Source organism: Myxococcus qinghaiensis (genome assembly GCF_024198215.1).
GTDB lineage: Bacteria > Myxococcota > Myxococcia > Myxococcales > Myxococcaceae > Myxococcus > Myxococcus qinghaiensis.
Genome location: NZ_JAKCFA010000004.1, coordinates 357,215 through 376,129, shown reverse-complemented (window position 1 = coordinate 376,129; position 18,915 = coordinate 357,215). Strand labels below are relative to the sequence as shown.

19 protein-coding genes are annotated in these 18,915 nt (G+C 69.6%); 8 read left to right on the top strand and 11 right to left on the bottom strand.

What is annotated here, in order from left to right:
- Nucleotides 1–28: 28 nt before the first annotated feature.
- From LZ199_RS09135 to LZ199_RS09125, 3 genes are all read right to left on the bottom strand, one after another.
- Entirely contained in the window at nucleotides 29–1,324 is a 1,296-nt protein-coding gene (locus LZ199_RS09135; RefSeq protein WP_253993256.1) for a choice-of-anchor X domain-containing protein, read from the bottom strand.
- 11 nt (nucleotides 1,325–1,335) lie between these two features.
- Nucleotides 1,336–2,220 carry a hypothetical protein gene (locus LZ199_RS09130; protein ID WP_253993255.1) on the bottom strand — a complete coding sequence of 295 codons (885 nt, stop codon included), beginning with the start codon at nucleotides 2,218–2,220 and terminating at the stop codon, nucleotides 1,336–1,338.
- Nucleotides 2,221–2,416: 196 nt separating this feature from the next.
- Nucleotides 2,417–3,535, bottom strand: a complete 1,119-nt coding sequence (locus tag LZ199_RS09125) for an aminotransferase class I/II-fold pyridoxal phosphate-dependent enzyme (protein WP_253993254.1) — start codon at nucleotides 3,533–3,535, stop codon at nucleotides 2,417–2,419.
- 166 nt (nucleotides 3,536–3,701) lie between these two features.
- Between LZ199_RS09125 and LZ199_RS09120 the strand changes: the two genes are divergently transcribed.
- Together LZ199_RS09120 and LZ199_RS09115 are read left to right on the top strand one after the other, a co-directional pair.
- Nucleotides 3,702–4,178: a peroxiredoxin family protein gene (locus LZ199_RS09120; RefSeq protein WP_253993253.1), complete on the top strand. Its 477-nt coding sequence runs from the start codon at nucleotides 3,702–3,704 to the stop codon at nucleotides 4,176–4,178.
- A gap of 26 nt (nucleotides 4,179–4,204) precedes the next feature.
- Nucleotides 4,205–5,254, top strand: coding sequence for an SDR family NAD(P)-dependent oxidoreductase (locus tag LZ199_RS09115; protein WP_253993252.1), 1,050 nt, complete (start codon nucleotides 4,205–4,207; stop codon nucleotides 5,252–5,254).
- Between the two features lie 12 nt (nucleotides 5,255–5,266).
- Here LZ199_RS09115 and LZ199_RS09110 read toward each other — a convergent pair whose 3' ends face one another.
- A complete protein-coding gene (locus LZ199_RS09110) occupies nucleotides 5,267–6,364 on the bottom strand; it encodes an MJ1255/VC2487 family glycosyltransferase (protein ID WP_253993251.1) in 1,098 nt (365 codons plus the stop codon).
- A 114-nt stretch (nucleotides 6,365–6,478) separates the two neighbouring features.
- On the opposite strand from LZ199_RS09110, the gene LZ199_RS09105 reads away from it, so the two are divergent.
- Complete coding sequence (locus LZ199_RS09105; protein WP_253993250.1) at nucleotides 6,479–6,733, top strand: hypothetical protein; 255 nt, start codon at nucleotides 6,479–6,481, stop codon at nucleotides 6,731–6,733.
- Between the two features lie 148 nt (nucleotides 6,734–6,881).
- Nucleotides 6,882–7,787: a LysR family transcriptional regulator gene (locus LZ199_RS09100; RefSeq protein WP_253993249.1), complete on the top strand. Its 906-nt coding sequence runs from the start codon at nucleotides 6,882–6,884 to the stop codon at nucleotides 7,785–7,787.
- 13 nt (nucleotides 7,788–7,800) lie between these two features.
- Here the strand turns inward: LZ199_RS09100 and rsmB are convergent, their stop codons facing one another.
- Genes rsmB through LZ199_RS09080 form a run of 4 tightly spaced genes read right to left on the bottom strand, consistent with a single transcriptional unit; the run spans nucleotide 7,801 to nucleotide 11,662 of the window.
- A complete protein-coding gene (gene rsmB, locus LZ199_RS09095; protein ID WP_253993248.1) occupies nucleotides 7,801–9,117 on the bottom strand; it encodes a 16S rRNA (cytosine(967)-C(5))-methyltransferase RsmB in 1,317 nt (438 codons plus the stop codon).
- On the bottom strand, nucleotides 9,114–10,073 hold the full coding sequence (locus LZ199_RS09090; protein WP_253993247.1) for a type II 3-dehydroquinate dehydratase: 960 nt from the start codon (nucleotides 10,071–10,073) through the stop codon (nucleotides 9,114–9,116). Before LZ199_RS09090 ends, rsmB begins: the two co-directional genes overlap by 4 nt.
- Nucleotides 10,074–10,116: 43 nt before the next feature.
- Nucleotides 10,117–11,052 (bottom strand): methionyl-tRNA formyltransferase, encoded by a 936-nt coding sequence (gene fmt, locus LZ199_RS09085; RefSeq protein WP_253993246.1) that lies wholly within the window; start codon nucleotides 11,050–11,052, stop codon nucleotides 10,117–10,119.
- A 28-nt stretch (nucleotides 11,053–11,080) separates the two neighbouring features.
- Nucleotides 11,081–11,662 (bottom strand): signal protein, encoded by a 582-nt coding sequence (locus LZ199_RS09080; RefSeq protein ID WP_253993245.1) that lies wholly within the window; start codon nucleotides 11,660–11,662, stop codon nucleotides 11,081–11,083.
- Nucleotides 11,663–11,766: 104 nt separating this feature from the next.
- Here LZ199_RS09080 and LZ199_RS09075 point away from each other — a divergent pair, with 104 nt between their 5' ends.
- The gene (locus LZ199_RS09075; protein ID WP_253993244.1) at nucleotides 11,767–13,362 is read left to right on the top strand and encodes a HEAT repeat domain-containing protein; all 1,596 of its coding nucleotides are present in this window, start codon (nucleotides 11,767–11,769) and stop codon (nucleotides 13,360–13,362) included.
- A 24-nt stretch (nucleotides 13,363–13,386) separates the two neighbouring features.
- Here LZ199_RS09075 and LZ199_RS09070 read toward each other — a convergent pair whose 3' ends face one another.
- Entirely contained in the window at nucleotides 13,387–15,510 is a 2,124-nt protein-coding gene (locus tag LZ199_RS09070; protein ID WP_253993243.1) for an FUSC family protein, read from the bottom strand.
- Between the two features lie 21 nt (nucleotides 15,511–15,531).
- Entirely contained in the window at nucleotides 15,532–16,263 is a 732-nt protein-coding gene (locus LZ199_RS09065) for a dienelactone hydrolase family protein (RefSeq protein ID WP_253993242.1), read from the bottom strand.
- 289 nt (nucleotides 16,264–16,552) lie between these two features.
- On the opposite strand from LZ199_RS09065, the gene LZ199_RS09060 reads away from it, so the two are divergent.
- A complete protein-coding gene (locus LZ199_RS09060) occupies nucleotides 16,553–16,756 on the top strand; it encodes a hypothetical protein (RefSeq protein ID WP_253993241.1) in 204 nt (67 codons plus the stop codon).
- Nucleotides 16,757–16,816: 60 nt separating this feature from the next.
- Here LZ199_RS09060 and LZ199_RS09055 read toward each other — a convergent pair whose 3' ends face one another.
- The gene (locus LZ199_RS09055) at nucleotides 16,817–17,233 is read right to left on the bottom strand and encodes a DUF4267 domain-containing protein (RefSeq protein ID WP_253993240.1); all 417 of its coding nucleotides are present in this window, start codon (nucleotides 17,231–17,233) and stop codon (nucleotides 16,817–16,819) included.
- 147 nt (nucleotides 17,234–17,380) lie between these two features.
- Between LZ199_RS09055 and LZ199_RS09050 the strand changes: the two genes are divergently transcribed.
- Nucleotides 17,381–18,316, top strand: a complete 936-nt coding sequence (locus LZ199_RS09050; protein WP_253993239.1) for an AraC family transcriptional regulator — start codon at nucleotides 17,381–17,383, stop codon at nucleotides 18,314–18,316.
- A gap of 101 nt (nucleotides 18,317–18,417) precedes the next feature.
- Nucleotides 18,418–18,903 (top strand): hypothetical protein, encoded by a 486-nt coding sequence (locus LZ199_RS09045; RefSeq protein WP_253993238.1) that lies wholly within the window; start codon nucleotides 18,418–18,420, stop codon nucleotides 18,901–18,903.
- Nucleotides 18,904–18,915 lie beyond the last annotated feature (12 nt).

The window sequence follows — 18,915 nt, the reverse complement described above, 5'->3', positions numbered from 1 at the left end:
GACGTCCGCGGCTTCGCGGGGGCTCGACTCAGGGGCGCTTCTCCTCGTCGAACGTCTGGTCGAGCATGCGCTGCGCCTCGTCGACGTCGCGCGTGTACTCATCCAGGTAGCGCCGGCGCTCCTCGCTCACCCACTCCGCGGGAGAGAAGGACGCCGGTGGGTACTCGTTCGTGGTGTGGACGTAGCCCCGCATCGTGGTCATCAGCTCGCGGTCCGGGTCTCCTGACTCCTTGAGCAGGAAGCCCTCCACGTCGCGCAGCTTCAGGGGGAAGGTGGGGACTTCATCGAGGACGAGCTTGCCGAAGACGGTGAGCTTCACCTCCTGCGGCCCCTCCTTCAGCTCCTCGTTGAAGGAGACATGCGCGAAGGGCTCGCCGCCCTCGTCGTCGATGCGGCCTGCCACGACGTACCGCCCCGCCTTCCTCACGTTGATGCCCAGGTAGAGCCCCAGCGAGCCGTCCGCCAGCACCTCGCGCACCTTGCCCGTGAAGGCCGCTGGCGGCGAAGGCGTGTAGAGGATGTCCAGGAACGCCGTGCCCTCCGCCTTGTCCGAGCGCACCCGCACGTCCACGCGCAGCGTGCCCGAGTACAGCGGGAAGCCCTGCTTCGATGGCTGGAACCGGCCCGTGAAGATGCCATCTCCCGCCAGCGCGTCCCCTCCGGCGCCATCATCCGTGAAGGCCACGGGCACCGCGGGCACCGCCCCCGCGCCCGGCATGTGCTCGGCTTCATGCGCGGACGCGGACAGCACCTGACAGGGCCTCGGCTGGCGCTGCGAGTCCTCGCACGAGACGAAGAAGTGCACGGCCTCGTCACGAACCACGAAGACGCGGTCCTGCTTCAGCCGCAGCTGCACGTCCGCGTGCTCGCGACTCAGCGGACGCGTGCGCTCCGGCTCCGCGAGCACCACCTGGTCCGGGTGCTCCCGGATGGAGCGGGACTGCGGCGGATAGCGCGTCGCGGACACGTAGGACTCCAGCGTCCGCTTCGCCCGCTCCAGCCGCTCCGCCCACAACTCGCGGCGCTCCAGCCGCTCGCGCTGCTCGGGGCTCAGCACGGACACCCGCATGTCCTCCGTGCCCGGCGACGAGCGCCGCTCCAGCGCCGCGCCGCTCCCGAAGGCCGACTTCGAAGGGGCCTCTCCAAGAGCGCGCTTCGGGTCCTCCGCCAGCGCGGGAGGCTCATTGGAAACCTCCTCGTCGCCGGCCCCGCCGCGCCAGCTCCACCACCCCACCCCCGCGACGACCAGGGCAATCACCAGGAAGCCCCACCCGAGACGGCGCGGGCGGGAGACAGGAGCGGGGGCGGAGCTGTTGGGCGTCATGGAGGGGTGCTTCAGTAGGCGAACTTCACCACGTCCTCGCGGACCTTGGCGACGATGCCACCCCAGTTGCCGTTGGCGTAGTGGTTGAAAGCCTCGCCGTCATCGCGCAGCGACACGGTGTGGAAGCTCCACTTCGCGCGGCCGTCGCTGGTGTTCGCGGTGCCGGTGTTCAGCGTGCCGCCGCAGAACCAGTTACCCGGGTTGCACTGCGAGCTGCCGGAGCCGCCCGACACGCCGCCCGTGGAGTGGTAGGAGACCACCTCGTCGTCCTGCCCGGGGAGGATGCCCGAGTAGAGCGTGCCCTTCGCGCCCGCGAACATGTAGAACCAGACGTTGCGCGTGGTGTTGTGGTTGTAGAGGGCGCGCGCGGTGGTGGTGACCAGGTCCTTCACCAGCGGCTCGTTCACCGCCCACTCGCCCACGTCCGCCAGCTCGCTGCCGCCGCCGGCGCCGGACGCGACGTTCACCCACTTGATGTTCCAGCCCGTCTGCGTGCTGCCGTCGGTGTTGCCACACACGCCGCTGGCGTTGGGCGTCGCGTTCTTCTTGCTGCGCGCCGAGCCGCCGTACATCGACAGCGCGTAGCCAATCTGCAAATCGCCCGCGCTGTGCACGGCGATGTAGCACCAGTTGTTTCCGGTACAGAAGCAGTCCAGGGCGTCGCGCACGCGCGCGTTCTGGTTGCCGACGCTCTCCTTGCCGTTCCAGTTCACGGCCTTCTTGTTCACGCCCGCCGCGGTGCCCGCCGGGCCCCAGTAGCTGAAGTCGCCGTAGTTCCCGGCCTGCGTACCGCCGCCGTTCCGACCATGAATCCACAGCGTGTAATTGGTGGCGGCAGCCTGCGTGCCAACCAACAGCGTGGCCGCGGCAATCGCCGTACCCATCAGCTTCTTCATCGTGAACGCCTCCGCTCGGGAGTAGGGGGTGCTGCCCTCGCCAGGCGGGGGACCGGGCGAGGAAGCAGCCACTCTAGAGGCTCGGACTGTAAAAGGTCGAGATCACGGAAACCGGGAAGCCAATGCAAGACCTGACGCAACGCGTCGCCCTCTGAAACAGAGCTTCACAGCGGCCCGGGACTGTCACGCGCCCGGCTCACCGGGTGTCGCTGACGAAACGCTCCAGCCGTGTCAGGGCCTCGGGGAGGCTCGTGCGGCCCAACCCCAGACGGAAGTGATTGCCTGGGAAGTCGTAGACATCACCGGGCAGCAACAACACACCTTCGCGTTGCACGAGCGCGTCGGTGAACCGGGCCACGTGTTGCTCTCGCAAGAGGCGCGGGAAGGCCACGCTGCCGGCGCGCGGACGCACCCAGTGGAAGGTGTCGGTGTGGCGCGCGAAGAACGCGTCCAGCAAGGCCAGGTTGGAGGCAAGCAGCGCGCGGCTTCGCGCCAGCACCCGCTCCTTCGCGCGCAGGGCGATGAGGGCGAGCACCTCGCTGGGGGCGCTGTTGCAGATGGTGGTGTAGTCCTTGTACGCCATGCACCGGCGCAGCACGTCCTCGTCGCGACAGGCGAGCCACCCCACGCGCAGCCCCGCGAGGCCGAACGCCTTGGACATGACGCCCAGGCTGAAGGCGCGCGGGGACAGCTCGACGGCGGCGGGGAGCAGGTCCTTCGCGTCGTGCTCCAGCAGCCGGTACACCTCGTCGGACAAGAGGTAGATGCCGCGCTCGTCGCAGAGCGCGCACAGCGCCTGGAAGGTCTTCACGTCCGGCAGCGCGCCGGTGGGGTTGTGGGGGAAGTTCACCACGATGATTCGCGTCTGGGGCTTGAGCGCGGCGCGCAGGGCGTCCAGGTCCAACGCCCAGCCGGTCTCCTCGCGCAGCGGCAGCAGCGTCACGTCCGCGCCGGTGGCGCGCGCCACTTCGTGCAGGGACTGATAGCCCGGCCAGGTGACGACGGCGTGGTCGCCCGGGCCCAGCAGCACGTTCATCAGGATGAAGACGGCCTCCTGCGCGCCGGCGAAGGTCAGCACCTGCTCGGGCGCCAGTCCCTGGTAGAGCGCCGCGATGGCCTGTCGCAGCGCGGGCAGGCCGGGGGCCTCGGTGTAGCCGAGCGTCAGCGCCTCCCAGCGGGCCAGGGCGTCCGGGTCCGCGAGCGCCAGGAGCTCCTTGAGCTTCCAGCCCTCGATGTCCGAGGAGCACAACGTGTAGGGCGCGGCGAACTCCCAGCGCGCGAAGTACCGCTCCAGCTTGAAGTCAGGGATGCGCATGAAGCGACTGTCTGCCTTCTTGGCCGCCGTCCGTCCAGCGCCACCCGCCCCGTGCGTCCTCCTCCGGGCAGGCAGTCGACACCCCGGTGCGAGCCCTGGAGGACTCCGCTGGATGCATAGCTTGAGGGGCGACCTTCAGACCCAGGCCCATCTCGCGGGAGCCCCTATGCCCACGCCCACGCAGGACAATCACTACCTCACGCTGCTGGACCCGGATGGAGGGTGGATCAACGCCCCCGTCCATGTCTCGGAGCTCGACGGGCTGCCCGTCCTCCTCTACTTCTTCTCCATGACCTCGGACGACCACGCCCGGGACTTCGCGGCGCTCCAGCGCTTCCTCGAGGAGTTTGGCCCCCGGGGCCTCAAGGTCATCGGCGTGGACGTCACCCACTCCGCCAAGGAGCTGCGCGACACCAACGCGGTGGAGGCCTTCGCGCGCGAGCAGGGCCTCCTCTTTCCCATCGCGGTGGATGACGGCTCCATGGCCCAGGCGTACGGCGTGACGAAGACGCCCACGTGGCTCGTGTTCGATGCCGACCGCCGTCATCACCACTTCAGCGGAAAGAACTCGGCCCGACAGGTGCGCCCCGCCCTGGAGCGCTTCACCCAGTACGACAGCTCGGCCGGCGCTCCCGCGCCCTGACGCTGCACTCATTGGAGGACCCTCACATGGCTGACTGGCGCAAGGACAAGCAGGCCTCCCGCCTCACCCTGGGCACGCTGACGGCGGCGGGCATCGGCGCGACGCTCGGGCTGCGCAAGGTGCTGCGGCGCGCCCGCTACTCGTTCAACGGGCGCACGGTGCTCATCACCGGGGGTTCGCGCGGCCTGGGGCTGGTGCTCGCCCGCGAGCTGGTGAAGCAGGGCGCGCGCGTGGCGCTCTGTGGCCGCGACGAGACTTCCCTGGAGCGGGCGCGCGAGGAGCTGGAGCGCGACGGCGCCCAGGTGCTCGCCCTGCCCTGCGACGTGAGGGACCCGGTGCAGGTGGAGGCCACGGTGAGCGCGGTGCACGAGCGCTGGGGCGCGGTGGACGTGCTCATCAACAACGCGGGCATCATCACGGTGGGGCCGCTGGAGTCCATGACGGTGGAGGACTTCCAGGACGCGCTGGACACGCACCTGTGGGGCGCCCTGTACACGACGCTCGCGGTGCTGCCGGAGATGAAGCAGCGGGGCGAGGGGCGCATCGTCAACATCGCCTCCGTGGGCGGCAAGCTCAGCGTCCCGCACCTCCTGCCCTACTCCGCCAGCAAGTTCGCGCTGGTGGGCCTGTCGGACGGCCTGCGCGCGGAGCTGCGTCAGGACGGAATCCGGGTCACCACCGTGTGCCCGGGGTTGATGCGCACGGGCAGCCATCGCAACGCGCGCTTCAAGGGCCAGAACGAGGCGGAGTACGCGTGGTTCGCCGTGGGCGACTCGCTCCCCGGGCTCTCGGCCAGCGCCGAGCGCGCCGCGCGCCTGATTCTAGACGCCTGCCGCCGGGGCGACGCGGAGCTGCTGGTGGGCCTGGCCGCGAAAGTGGGCGCGGTGGGGCGGGTGCTCGCGCCCGAATTGACGGCGGCGCTGCTCGCCTGGGCCAACCGGCTGATGCCCCAGAACAGCAACCCGGACTCGCACACCGGCGCCCAGAGCGAGACGCCCCTCACCCGCTCCTGGCTCACGGAGCTGTCACGCCGCGCGGCGGAGCGGAACAACGAGCTGGACGTCCCGCTCCACTAGGCCCGCACGCGCTCAGTCCTGCGCCATCTCCATGGCCCAGTGGCCTCGGTGCTCGTACGCCAGGGCCAACTGCTCACGCAGGGAGGCAATCATCTTCGTGTTGCCCTCCTGCTCGTAGCCCTTGAGCGCCTCCTCGCAGCCCGGCACGCGCGCAAGGAACTCCTTGAGCGAGTCCACCGTCAGCGCCTTCACGTACATCCCGTACCCCAGCTTCTCCAGATACAGGGCGTTGATGATCTGCTCGAACTGGCCCTCCAGCGGGATGCTGAGCATGGGCTTCTTCAAGTAGACGGCCTCGCTCATCAGCGTGAAACCGCCGCTGGCCACCACGCCGCGCGCCGTGCGCAAATCGTCGATGAAGCCCTTCTCGCTGAAGGGCCGGTACGTGAGGTTGCCGTCCACCAGGTCCTCGGTGATGTCGCGGCGCAGGCCGTACACCCGGCAGGGGATGCCCGCCGCCTTGAGGATGTCCGGCAGCGCCGTGTTCGTCGTGGACGTCTGGTACACGAGCAGGTGCTCACCCGGCTCCGACTTCGCCTCGATGATTTCCGGCCGCAGAATCGACGGGGCCAGCGTGGTGCGCCGCTTGCGCGTCGGCGGATAGAAGAACGTGGTGACGAGGTAGTGGAAGGCGCCCGGCAGCTTCGCTTTGACAATCGCGCGCGACGTCTCGTAGCTGTCCTCGTACCCGGCCAGGAGCGCGGGCTCGTGCTGACAGCGGTTGATGACCTGCATGTTGTCCACGCTGATGACCGGCAGCCGGTGCGTCTTGGCGAACAGGTAGCTGAACGACTCGAAGTCGCTGACGACGACGTCCGGCTTGAAGTCGCCCACCAGCTCGAAGTACTGGCGCACGTTCTGCGGGAAGCCCTTCACCGCGCCCGTGAGGTTCTGCAACACCGTCTGCCACTTCTTCACGGAGTTGCCTTCGTACGCCAGCGTCAGGCCCCAGATGCCATGCACGTTCTGGAAGCGCTTGGCCAGGTAGTCCTGCGCCCGGCCGGAGACGACGATGTGGACCTCGTGCTCCTTCGTGAGCGCCTCGAGCAGCACCCGGGAGCGCGTCGCATGGCCCATGCCTTCGCCGACGACACCGTAGAGGATTCGCATGCCGGGAAGCATACGTCGCCTGCCCGCCCCCCGTTGAGCCCGCCCCTCCCCCGCGGCTATAGCTACCCACCCACCATGCCCTCCCCTCCGCCGTCGCCCCCGAAGCCCTCCCTCTTGCGCGCCGCCGCACTGGGGCTCGCGGGCGGCATGTTCCTGGGGGGGCTGGGGCTGCTCGCCGCCGGCCTCAAGGGGACCTTCGGCACCCTGGACTGCACCCAGCTCTCCGGCCCCGAGTGCGAGCTGCTCCAGCAGGCCAGCCACGAGATGGGCCGCTTCCAGACGCGCTTCGGCGGCGCGCTGGTGGCCCTGGCCGCCGCCCTCTTCGTCCTGGTGCGGCGGCGCACGCCCGCTCCTCCCGAAGCGCCCTGACGCCCTCGGAGGCCCCCCACCACACGGGGCCCCCCACCTTCCTCTGCCCGACAGCCCGCCAACCCGAGGGGTTAGCGCATTTGGCGGAGTGACGTAGGAAGGCTAATTAGTAGTGGCCTGGCCATTAGGTTGGGAGTAGGAGCGGCCCATGCAGCTCGAGTCCCTGAAGATGTTCTGTGACGTGGTGGAAACCGGCTCCTTCTCGCGAGCGGCCCAGCTCAACCACGTGACGCAGTCGGCGGTCAGCCAGCAGATTCGCGCGCTGGAGAACCGCTATGAGCAGAAGCTCCTGTCGCGCAGCGCCCGGCAGGTGACGCCGACGCCCGCGGGCGAGCGGCTGTTCCGTGGGTGCAAGGAGATTCTCGCGCGCTTCGCGGAAGTGGAGCAGGAGATTCGCGAGCAGGCCACGGAGGTCGCCGGCACCAGCACCGTGTCCACCATCTACTCGGTGGGTCTGCACGAGCTGAACGCCGTGCAGAAGCAGCTGCTCAAGGCGCACCCCAAGGTGAACATGCGGCTGAACTACCGCCGCAATGACCAGGTCTACGACGACGTGATTCTGGGCGCGGCGGAGATTGGCATCGTCGCCTATCCGCAGCCGCGCGCGGGCGTGGACATCCTCCCGTTCCGCGACGACAAGCTCGCCATCGTCTGCGCCCCCAACCACTCCTTCGCCAGCAAGCAGAAGGTGAGCCTCACCGCGCTGTCCGGCGTGCCCTTCATCGCGTTCGACCGCGAGGCGCCCACGCGCAAGGCGTTGGACAGGCTCTTCCGCGAGAAGAACATCGACATCAACCCGGTGATGGAGATGGACAACGTGGAGACCATCAAGCGGGCGGTGGAGATGGGCCTGGGCGTCGCCATCCTCCCCGTGTCCACGGCGCAGAGCGAGGTGAAGGCCGGCTCGCTGGTGGCCAAGCCCTTCGCCGAAGGGCCCGTGTCGCGCCCCATCGGCCTGCTCATCCGCAAGGGCAAGTACCTGGACCGCGCCTCGGCGGCGGTGTTGGAGGCGTTCAAGGCCGCCGCCACCATGCCTGTCGCCGAGGACGCGTAGTCGTCAGGAGTCGCTAGTACATCTTCCGGAGGCGCGCGGCGAAGAACCCGTCGAAGCCCTCCGGACCTGGCAGGGTCCTCAAGTACGCCTGGGTGAGCGGCAGCTTGAGGCCCGGCAGCACGGGCGGCTCGGCCGTCCACTCCGGGTGGCTGCGCAGGAACATCTCCACCTGGTCCTGTCCCTCCTGCGGCTCCAGCGTGCACACCGCGTAGACGAGCAGTCCGCCCGCGGGCACCGCCTCCTGGCAGTTCTCCAGGATGCGCCGCTGGAGCGTGGCCAGCCGGGACACGTCCTCCTCCTTGCGGCGGTAGCGCAGCTCCGGGTGTCTGCGCAGCGTGCCCAGCCCCGAGCACGGTGCGTCTACCAGCATCGCGTGGAACTCGCCCCATGCTTCAGGGAAGGGCTCCGTGGCGTCGTGCGCGTAGGCCTTCAGCCGCGACGTCAGGCCCAGGCGCTTCACCTCCGACTCAATCTTGCGCAGCTTGTGGGCGTGCAGGTCCACGGCGACGACGTCGTGTGACTGCGCCTGGTGACAGGACTTGCCGCCGGGCGCCGCGCAGACGTCGAGCACGCGCGCGTTGTCGGGGATGGCTCCGTACACGCCGACGAGCTGGGCGGCCTCGTCCTGCACCTGCCACAGCCCCTCCGAGTAGCCGTACACGTCCTCGATGCGGCCCACCGGCGGCAGGATGATGCCCACCGGCGAAATCGTGGCGGCCTTCGCGTCCACGCCCACTTCCTGCAACTGGGTGAGCAGCGCGTCGCGCGTCACCTTGGACGTGTTGGCGCGAATGACGACGGGCGGGGACTGGTTGTCCGCCACCAGCATGGACTCGGCGCGCTCGCGGCCGAACTGGCGCAGCCAGCGCTCCACCAGCCACTGCGGATGACTCTCCCGCACGGACAGGTGGTGGGCGACGTCCGTGGGCGAGGGCAGCGGCGGGGCGGGCAGATCCGCGAGCTTGCGGAGGATGGCGTTGGTGAAGCCGGCGGCGCGGGCGAGCCCCACTTCCTTCAGGGCCTGCACCGTCTCCGCCACGGCGGCGCGCGCGGGCACGCGGGTGTGGAATATCTGGTACGCGCCGATGCGCAGGGCCGCCAGCACGCGGTCCTCCATGGCTTCCAGCTTGCGGTCGGCGAAGCGGGTGATGGCGTAGTCCAGCGCGAGCTGCCGGCGCGTGGTGCCGTACGCCAGCTCCGTGGCGAGCCCCGCGTCGCGCGGGTCCTTGGGAGGTGACTCCGACAACATCGTGTCGAGCACCACGTTGAGATAGGCGTCCGTTGCTCGGACGCGCGCCAACACGAGGATGGCGAGTGCGCGGGGATTCATCCTTCGTCGAGCCGAGTCATCAGGTCCACGAGCTGCTCATCCGAGAGCTTCGTCGCGGGGAGGTGGGACAGCGTGAGGCGCTGGAGACTGTCCTCCAGCAAATCCCCCGAATCATTCTCGACGGGCGAGCCGCCTTGGAGGGCCTCGTAGCGCGAGCGCGCCCAGGTGGACAGCTCGGAAGCGGTGAGCTTTCCGGCGAGCCGGTCCGAAATCTTCTGGCGCACCAGCATCCGCGTGAGCAGGTCCGTCGTCGACGCCACCGACTTGGAACCGCGCCCCAACGTCTTGCCAGACCTGGAGGACTCCGAGTCCTCGGACTTCGCGGCGGACGGCTTGCGTCCAATCGACTTGCCGGAGGAGTTGGAGGCACCCTGCCCCGACGGGAGCGCCAGCGGCTTCGCGGGGACTCGCACGAGCGCGCCCCCTGTCTCGGCGGCGCCCTTGCGCCCTATCGACTTGCCGGAGGACGAGGAGGACTTCGCCGCCGCCGGGCTGTCGCCCTCCTGCTTGCGGCCCAGGGACTTCTTCGGCTCCGGCTTGCCGGGGGTGAAGACGCCGCTGGCGAAGGTGTCCAGCGCCTCCAGGTAGGGCTCGAAGCCGCCGCTGGCGCCGTGCACCTGGAGGACACACGCCTCCCCGACGACGGACTCGCGGGCCGGGGGACGCAGCAGCACTTCGATGGCGGGCAGGCCCACCGCCTCCAGCGCCTCTTTCAGGGCGTACGAGCCGAAGAGGCCCGCGGGGTTGATGAGGATTCCCTCCACCGCCTCGCGCTCGGCGGCGAGCGTGTCCAGCAACACGCCCTCGTGGTTGGACTGGACGACTTTCAGCGTCAGTCCCAATTCCTTGGCCCGCGCGCGCAGCGCGACGTCCAGGTCCGACAACCCCCGCGTGCCATCGCGCACACCCAGCAGGTTCAGGTTCGGCCCATGCAACACCAGCAGTCTCATGCCCATCCGCCTGTACTCGAAAAAGCGCGTCCCGTCCGCGACATATCCCCTACGTGCCGAACGGCTGGCTGCCCACGACCAGCTTGTGGCCCATGAGGAACTCCGCCGCCTTCATCACCCGCTTGCCCTCTGGCTGGATGTCCAGCAGCACGAGCGAGCCCTCGCCGCACGCCACCTCCAGCCCCTCCGGCCCCGCCGCCAGCACCGTGCCCGGCGTGCCCTGCCCTTCCGCCACGCGCACGCGGTGCACCTTCACCAGCTTGCCGCCCAGCGTGGTGAACGCCCCGGGCCACGGCGTGAAGGCGCGCAGCCGCCGCTCCAGCGCGACGGCGGGACGGTTGAAGTCCAGCTTCCCCTCGTCCTTCTCGATGATGGGCGCCAACACCATGCCCTCGGAGGGCTGGGGCACGGGCTTCAGCTCACCGCTGAGGTACGCCGGCAGCGACTCGCGCAGCAGCTCTCCGCCGAGCGCCGCGAGCTTCGGGTACATGGTCGCGCTCGTGTCCTCGGGGCCGATGGGCAGCCGCTTCATCGCGAGCATGGGGCCGGTGTCCAGGCCCTCGTCCATCACCATCAGCGTGACGCCCGTCTCCGTGTCGCCGTACGCAATCGACCATTGAATCGGCGCGGCGCCCCGGAAGCGCGGCAGGAGCGAGCCGTGCACGTTGACGCAGCCCTTCTTGGGCAGGTCGAGGAGGTCCTTGGGGAGGATGCGGCCGTAGGCCGTCACCACGCACACGTCGGGCTCGAAGCGGCGCAGCTCCTCGGCGAACGGGGGCGTGCGCAGCTTGACGGGCTGGAAGACGGGCACGCCTCGCGCCAGCGCCAGCTCCTTCACGGGCGGCGCCGTCAGCGTGTTGCCCCGGCCCTTGGGCTTGTCTGGCTGGGTGACGACGGCCACGACTTCGCCCAAGTCGAAGCAGGCTTCGAGCGAGGACACGGCGAAGTCGGGCGTGCCCATGAAGATGATGCGGGGTCTGCTCATGGTGTTGCGGTTCTCCTGCGGCGACGCTTCAAGCCACGGACTTGAAGGTGCCCCCGGTGGGATTGTCCACTGCTTGACGTTTGCGCGTGTGCAGCTGGTTCAGCGTCTCCAGCGCCTCGCGGGCCTCGGGGGTGGTGGCCACGGGCTTGAGCGCGGCCAGCGCCACCTCCAGGGCGTACGCCTCGTCGGCCTCGCGCTGGCGGATGCGGTCCACCGCCTCGCTGAACCGGTCGAAGAAGCGCTTCAGCTCATCCTTCTTCCGCAGCGGGCGCAGGCGGGGATAGCGCCCGGCGGCCAGCGCCGCGACATAGAGGCTCATCACGTGCACGGGGCCCGCGACGCGGTGGGTGAAGAGCAGCCCGAACAGGCCCAGCAGCACGCCCATCCCCGTGGAGCCCAACGCGGTGAGCCATAGGAGCGATTGCCCGCCGTCCACTCCCGAGCTCACGGAGGAGACGTGGAGGCGGTGGGCCAGCAGTCCGAACACCCCCAGGCTGCCCGCGCCCATGCCGGCCAGCAGAAGGATGTACTTGAGCTGGAACTCCCGGTCGAGCAGGTACGTCCGGCGGGTGTAGCCCGGGCGCGACGCATTGTGAGTGTCGTCGGACATGTCGTTGACCAGCGTACCCCAGGTGACCTGGGCGATTTGCTTCCTTCGTGACAGGAGGTTTACGACGGAGGTCAGGACAACCCCGCAGATGTCCAGGAGCCTGCATGAGCCGCCCCATCGCAGCGTGGTGTGTTGCCGCAGCAATCCTCTGTCTCACCGGGTGCAAGTCGGACCCCAACACGCCCGAGTACTGGCAGGGGACGCTGCAACAGACGCGGCGCGCCGAGGACCGGGTCCGGCTCATCGAGGCGATGCGCACGAAGACGAAGGTGAACGAGTCGTTCCTGCCCATGCTGCACGAGGCGCTGGGACAGGAGCGCAAGCCGGAGGTGAAGGCGGCGCTGGCCCGGGCGATTGGCGACGTGCACCACGCCTCGTCGGTGGAGCCGCTGTCCGCGGCCATCGACCCGGCGGCGGGAGACATGTCCGCGCAGCTGGCCAACAAGGCGATGGTGACGGCGCTCGGCACGATTGGCGACGTCCGCGCGGTGCCCGCGCTGGTACCTCTGCTGCGCGCGAAGGACACCTACGCGCGCATCGAGGCCATCCAAGTACTCGGGGCGATGAAGGCGAAGGAGGCGGTGGAGCCGCTCATCGCGCTGGCCACGGACGAGGGCGTGGAGCCCTTCCTCAACAAGAAGGCCATCGAGGCGCTGGGCCACATCGGTGACGGCCGCGCGGCGCCCGCGCTCATCCGGATGCTGACGAAGGAGCGCAAGGGCAAGTCCTTCTACGTGGAGAGCAGCTTCGCGCTGTACCAGCTGGGCCAGCCCGCTGCGGATGCGCTGCTGCCGGCGTTGGAGGGGCGCGACTCGGAGCTGCTCGCCTGGGCGAAGACGAACGGCGTCAACCCGGCCAGCTACCCCATGAAGGCGGCGACGGTGCTGGGCGACCTGCGCGAGAAGCGCGCGGTGGAGCCGCTGCTCAAGCTGCTGACCTTCTCTCACTCGGACGTGCAGATTCAGTCGCTGGTGCGGATGCAGGCGGCGGACGCGCTGGGACGACTGCGGGCGCCGGAGGCGGTGAAGCCGCTGTCCACGCTGGTGCTGGAGACGGACCCGACGGTGCGTGACGCGTACGTGCGCGCGCTGGTGCGCCTGGGTGGACGCGACGCGCTGCCCGCGCTGGAGAAGGCGGCGGGCACCGGGGACTGGTACTCGCGTGAAATCGCGGTGAAGGGCCTGGCCATGCTGGGTGACGCGCGCGAGCAGCCGCTGCTCCAGAAGCTTGCCGCGGCCGAGCCCGCGCGCACGGCGGCGGACTGCAAGGCGACGGGCGAGGAAGGCTGCGAGGACGCGGCGGCGCTGGGCAAGAAGCGCGCGGACACCGTGACGGGACACGCGGCGTTGCTGGAGGCGGGCCAGGCGTGCGCGGGCGACGCGGGCTGCTGGGTGAAGCGCATGGACAAGGCGAACAAGCCGATGCTGGAGCGCGCGGCGCTGGAAGTGGGCCGCACGGGCACGGGTGAGCATGTGCCTGCGCTCGCGGCGAAGCTCGGGGAGCGCGACACGGAGGTGCGGCTGGCCTTCATCCTCGCGACGGGGTGGCTGCTGGACGGCTCGCAGGACGCGGCGAAGAAGGTCCGCGACACCGCGCTGCCCACGCTGCGCAAGCAGCTTCAGGACGAGCAGGGCGTCACCCAGCTCGCCAGCGTCAACGAAGACCTCCGTCGTCTGCTGATGCGCATCGAGCGCACCTGAGCCGCGCGTAGCAGGAGCGGTGCCTCACGGAGACAACTGGGGCGCCGCGCGCACCGTGGCGTGATGGAGCACGGTGAGCTGGCGCACCACCCGGTCAAGCTGGGTGCGCGACAGCGCGTCCGTGTCCTCCTGCAGCGTCGCCACGGACTTGGGCAGCGGTGACGGTACGCGGCGGTGCTCCACCGCGAGCGCCAGGTCCTCCAGCACGTTCCCCGCGTAGCTCGCGACGGGTGCCAGGTCCTGTCGGCCATGCCACTGGCGGCTCGCGGCCAGCGCTGTCACGGCGGCGCCAAAGCGGCGCGCATACGTGAGCATCGCCATCGCCGGTTCGAGCTGCCGCGATGAACCCCGGTACTCGGTGAGCAGTCGCTGGAACGACGCCTCCGCGGAGAGCAATTGCAAGCCCAGCTTGCGCCGGGCCTCACGCACCTCCGGCTCCGCGTCCGAGCCCGCCGACGCCACGCTCAGCAGGTACGCCCGGTCGGCGCGCAGCGCATTGGCCACCTCCTCCGGAAAACGCACGTGCTCGGGACTGGGCCACAAGAGCCGCGCCCCCACGAGCGCGATGGCACCGCCAATCATCGTGTTGGCGATGCGCACGCCCGCCAGCTCCCAGTCCCCCGTCTGAATCTCCGCCAGCAGCACCAGCGCGGGCGCGAGCAGCACCTGGAAGAACGAGAGGCTCAGCGGCTTCACGGCGATGGCCACCGCGAAGAACACCATGATGGCCACCAGCAACACGGCCGGGTCCCTGACGAGCGCGACGAGCCCCGCCGCCAGCGCGCTCCCCAGCAACGTCCCGCCGGCACGCTGCAACCCGCGCTGGAACGTCATCCCTGAATAGGGCTGGAGCACGACGATGACGGTGATGATGACCCAGTAGCCATGGTCCAACCCCAGCCCCTGCACGAGCGCGGTGGCAATCGCGGCGGTGACACCCAGTCGCAGCGCATGGCGGAAGATGACGGAGTCCGTCCCCAGGTTGTCCCGCACCGGCTCCAGCAACGGGCGGTCCCGCTGCGAGGCGGGATGCGGCCCCATGGGCAGGTCCGACTCGACGGGGCGACCGTCCTCCAGATGGTTGGCCACCTCCAGCAGCGCCTCGGTGTACTCGCGCAACCGGACCAGCAACGCCTCCGCATGCGAGTACGCCGCGCGAGCCGCGTCAGGCAGTCCCCCCTCGGCCACCTGCGCCGCCAGGGCTCGTTTCACACGCTCGGCGCTCCACGTGGAGGGCTCCGACTCGCCCTTCTCCTGCTCCAGGGCCCGCGCGATGTGACGCAAGTCTCGCGCATGCTCCGAGAGCGCGCGCTGCACCTCCGCGCGCAGGGCGTGGTAGCGCGTCTCGCGAGGCGACACCTCCAGCGTCTCCGGCAGCGCCACCAGCAGCGCGAGCACCGCGTCCACGCCCTCCAGCAGCACCAGCAGGTGCTCACCCCGGTCGCTCTCCCCGGCTCGCCCGCGACGGGTGGACGCCAGCACGCCGCGAGCCTCCTCCAGCGACTGGCGCACGCGAGACTCCCAGTCGACGACCTCCACCAGGTTGGGCGGCGCGGTGGGCCCTTCGAGCGGCCACTTCCCCACTTCCTCCGCGCGACTCGCCAGCTCGCGATAACAGCGGGCGATGGCGAAGCGCGCGGGGCGATAGGGCCGCAGCGGCCACAACACCAGAGCCAGCATCATCGCCCACAGGCCACCCAGGATGAACAACCCGGAGCGCGACAACGCGGCGACGAAGTCCTGCGCGGGCAGCGCCAGCGACACCACCGTGTAGTTGGCGAGCACCACGCCCATCAACCCCGGCGTGTCTCCATACGAGCGCGCGAAGCCGCAGGCCGTCACCCAGCAGAACGTGAGCAGCACGGCGGCCCACGACGGCAGGTGCAGCGCGGAGACCAACCCCATCACCGCGCCCAGCAGCGTCATGGCGCCCATGGCGACGGCCCTGTCGCGGTAGGGGCCGCCCCGGTCCACGAGCGTGACGAAGAGAGCCGCCATGCCCACCCACGTCGCGGCGGGCAGGTGCTGCGTCGCGGCGACCACCATGGGGACGCCGACCGCGAGCGCGGCGCGGAGGCCCGCTCCCACCGCGGGGCGCGCGGGCTCCAGTCGGACGAACGACTCGACGTGACGCCTGAGCGAGTTCATGGAGCGAAGGAGGTCTCCATGTCACATGGCGCCGTCCTGCTCGCCCGTCCACTCCAGGACTCCAGGGCCCGCGGCGGCGCGGAAGCAGTCGGAGAGCCACGCCGTGGCCAGTCGCCAGGCGGCGGCGAGCGGCCCCGGCTCGGGGAAGCCTCGCGAGGCGCCGTCGAGGAGCTGGAGCCCCTTGCGTGTCTCGGCGGGAAGTCTGTCGAACACGCTCCGGACGAGCGCCACCCGGTCCGCGTCATCGCCCGCGCCGATGAGCAACGTGGGCACCCGCACATCCGCGAGGAGCGCACCGGCCTTGTCGGGCCGTCCCCCCAGCGTCACCACGGCCTGCGCGCCACCGGGCTGATGCGCGGCGGCCACGAGCACGGCGGCCGCCCCCAGGCCCGTGCCGAGGTAGCCCACGGGAAGCAACGAGAGGCTCTCATCTCGCTGGAGCCAGTCGCGAGCCACCTCCAGCCGATGGGCGATGAGCTCCACGTGAGAGCCCTCGCGCAGCGTCCAGTCCTCGGCCATCTCCTCGTCGGCGGTGCGCAGCTCCAGCCACAGCGTGGCCAGTCCGGCCGCATGCAGGGCGCTGTGCAGTCCGCCTCCTGTGGCCTCGGCTCGTGGCATCTCCTCGTCTCCCGCGAGGATGACGAGCCCGGCTGCTCGCTCAGGGACGACGAGCTTGCCCGAGAGCAGGCGTCCGCCCACGGCTACCTCCACGTCACGCTGATGCACGCGCATCGACACGCCTCCCACGGACATGGCAGGCCACCGCCAGGGCCCAGGTCCGCCGGGTAAAGCTGGGACCCGTCCGCGCTTCTGGCAGCACCCTCACCGCTGGTTTCGAGGCAGGCCGGCGAACAGGCGCTCGGCATGTCCCAGGCAACAGCAAGGTGAACGGCCGTTCCCATCGGCTCGTGACAACCATTCCCGAGCGCGAGGGATGACATCAAAAGACAAACATCCCGGACCGCCTGTATTCGGCTGGAAATGAGTTCCTGGACGCCCGGGTAGCACTCCCGCGCGGAACCTTCCGCGCATGGGAGGCAACATGCGTCGAATCATGATGAGCGCTGCACTGATGGTGGGACTGGGCGGAGGCTTCACCGTGGGAGCCAGCCCGCTGTCGGCTGAGTCCGCGGGACCGACCCTCCCGGGCATCTGCAGCAGGAGCTTGTGCCAGCACCAATGCAGCCTGACGGGAGCCACCGGCACCTGCTTCAACGGGATGTGCATCTGCACCATCGACTTCTAGCCCACTGCCGGGCACGGAGGCCGAAGCCAGGGCGTCATCACCGCGCGCCCTGGTGTTGAATCAAGAGGTGACCTGCTTGGGGCGCAGCAGCGCGGTGCCCAGCACGGCTCCGTAGACCACCGCGCTTCCGTGGACCGCGAGCGCGAAGGCGAGCGAGGCGCCGCCATGCAATACGGTCAGCGCGTCCACGGTAGGCATCACCATGCAGGCGAGGACGAAGACGCCCGCGGCCTGTCGCTGTCGGATGGCGACCAGGGCGAACATCGCCAGTGCCAGGCCGAGGTCCCTGCCTGCCTTGACGTACAGCCAGGGGATGACCTCGCTCCCGGAGTCGGGCAGACCGAAGCCCCGGGCCGCGCTTATCGGGTCCAGCGCGGCCCGGAGGCTGAGGAACAGCATGAAGGCGCCCAGCAGCAAGGTGAACAAGGCCGTCGGGGAGTTGAGCTTCCAGGGCAACTGCGTTGGGTTCGGGTTCATGAGGCCTCCAGCTGAAGCGCGGGTGTCGTTCATGGCTTGGAATGTGCCGTGCTGGCCTCGGAGTCGCCATTCACGGATGGCTCAACCTTTTGTCTGAAACGCTCAGGGCGCGAGCGCTGGGGACAGCCCGCTGCTAGCGTCGAGGGCATGGACCTCTCGCATGCTTCCGACCTGCTGGGGCAGATTCTCGAGCGAACCCGTCTGCGAGGGCAGCTCTACTGCCGCACCGTGGCGCGGGCTCCCTGGGGGCTGCGCTTTGCTCCCACGGCCACGGCGACCGTGCACATGGTCATCGCGGGCGCATGTCACCTCACGCAGGGCCGGGACGCCGTCGCGCTGGGACCTGGTGATGTCGTGCTGCTACCGCGCGGCGACGGGCATGCCGTGGCGGACTCGCCCCGCAGTCCCAAGATGAAGGTGGAGGAGTGGCTGGCGACACGTGGGGAAGGGGCCTCCTCGTATGTACTGGGCGGAGCCGGTGTGGAGTCGCGGGTGCTCTGTGGCTTCTTCGCGTTCGACGAGCCGGGGGCGCATCCCGTGTTGCGGCTGCTTCCCGAGCGGGTCCACCTGCGGGGAGCTTCCGAGGACGCGCGTGCACTGTTGCCCACGGTGTCGCTGCTCGAACGGGAGTACGAGCGGGGGGAGAGGGGCGCCTCGGTCATCATCTCCCGGTTGCTCGACATCCTCCTGGTGCAGGTGCTTCGTGCCTGGGCGGACGCGCAGCCACCGGGTGGAGCGGGCTGGTTGGGGGCGCTCGGTGACCGGACGCTCGCCAGCGCCCTGGGCTGGATGCACGCGGAGCCGGGGCGGAGTTGGACCGTGAGCGAGCTGGCGCGGCGCTCGGGGACCTCCAGGGCGACGCTCGCGCGGCGCTTCGCGAGCGAGGTGGGCGTGGCGCCTCATGAGTACCTCACGCGGCTTCGGATGCAGGAGGCCGCGCACGCGTTGCGTGAAGGACAGGACGGGCTCGCGGCCATCGCGGGCCGCGTGGGTTACGAGTCCGAGTTCGCCTTCAATCGGGCTTTCCGACGGGAGATGGGAGTCCCTCCCGGCGAGTACCGGCGCAAGGCGCGTGAGGGCTAGAGTCCCTCTCTTCCGTGGACACCCCCGATGTCATGGAAGGATGTTCGATGTCGAGGAACGCTCAACTGCTGCCCAGGGTGCGGTTGATGGATTGGTGAGCCATGGCCGAGATAACGGATATCGCGACGCAGGTTCGGCAGCACTGGCTGAAGCGGTACATGGACGTCCAGCCAGTCGTGATGAAGGAGCTCGTGGACGCCTGGCGGTCCCTTCCTGGAGTCCTCCCGGAAGAATACGAGGCGTTCCTCCGCATCGCCGGGCTTCCAACGGATTCTGATTCCCGGGGGTTTCGTTTCTGGTTGCCCGAGGAACTTCGCGCGACCGCCGACGTGCTGCGGGACGCCGGGTACGGCTGCAACGCCACGGAGGCGTCGGTCATCTTCGCCGACTACCTTCATCAATCGTGGTGGTACGCGCTGTGGGTTTCAGGGCCTTGGAGGGGATACGTGTCCCTCGTCTTGGGCACCAGGAACGGCGACGATCCCCGATTTCCGCTGGGGACCCTGGAGGAGTTCCTGCTGGGGTACATCAACGACGACGATGATGTTCTCTGTCGGCGGATGCCGGAGAAAGGCGCGGAGCACTGACGTAGAGGCCAA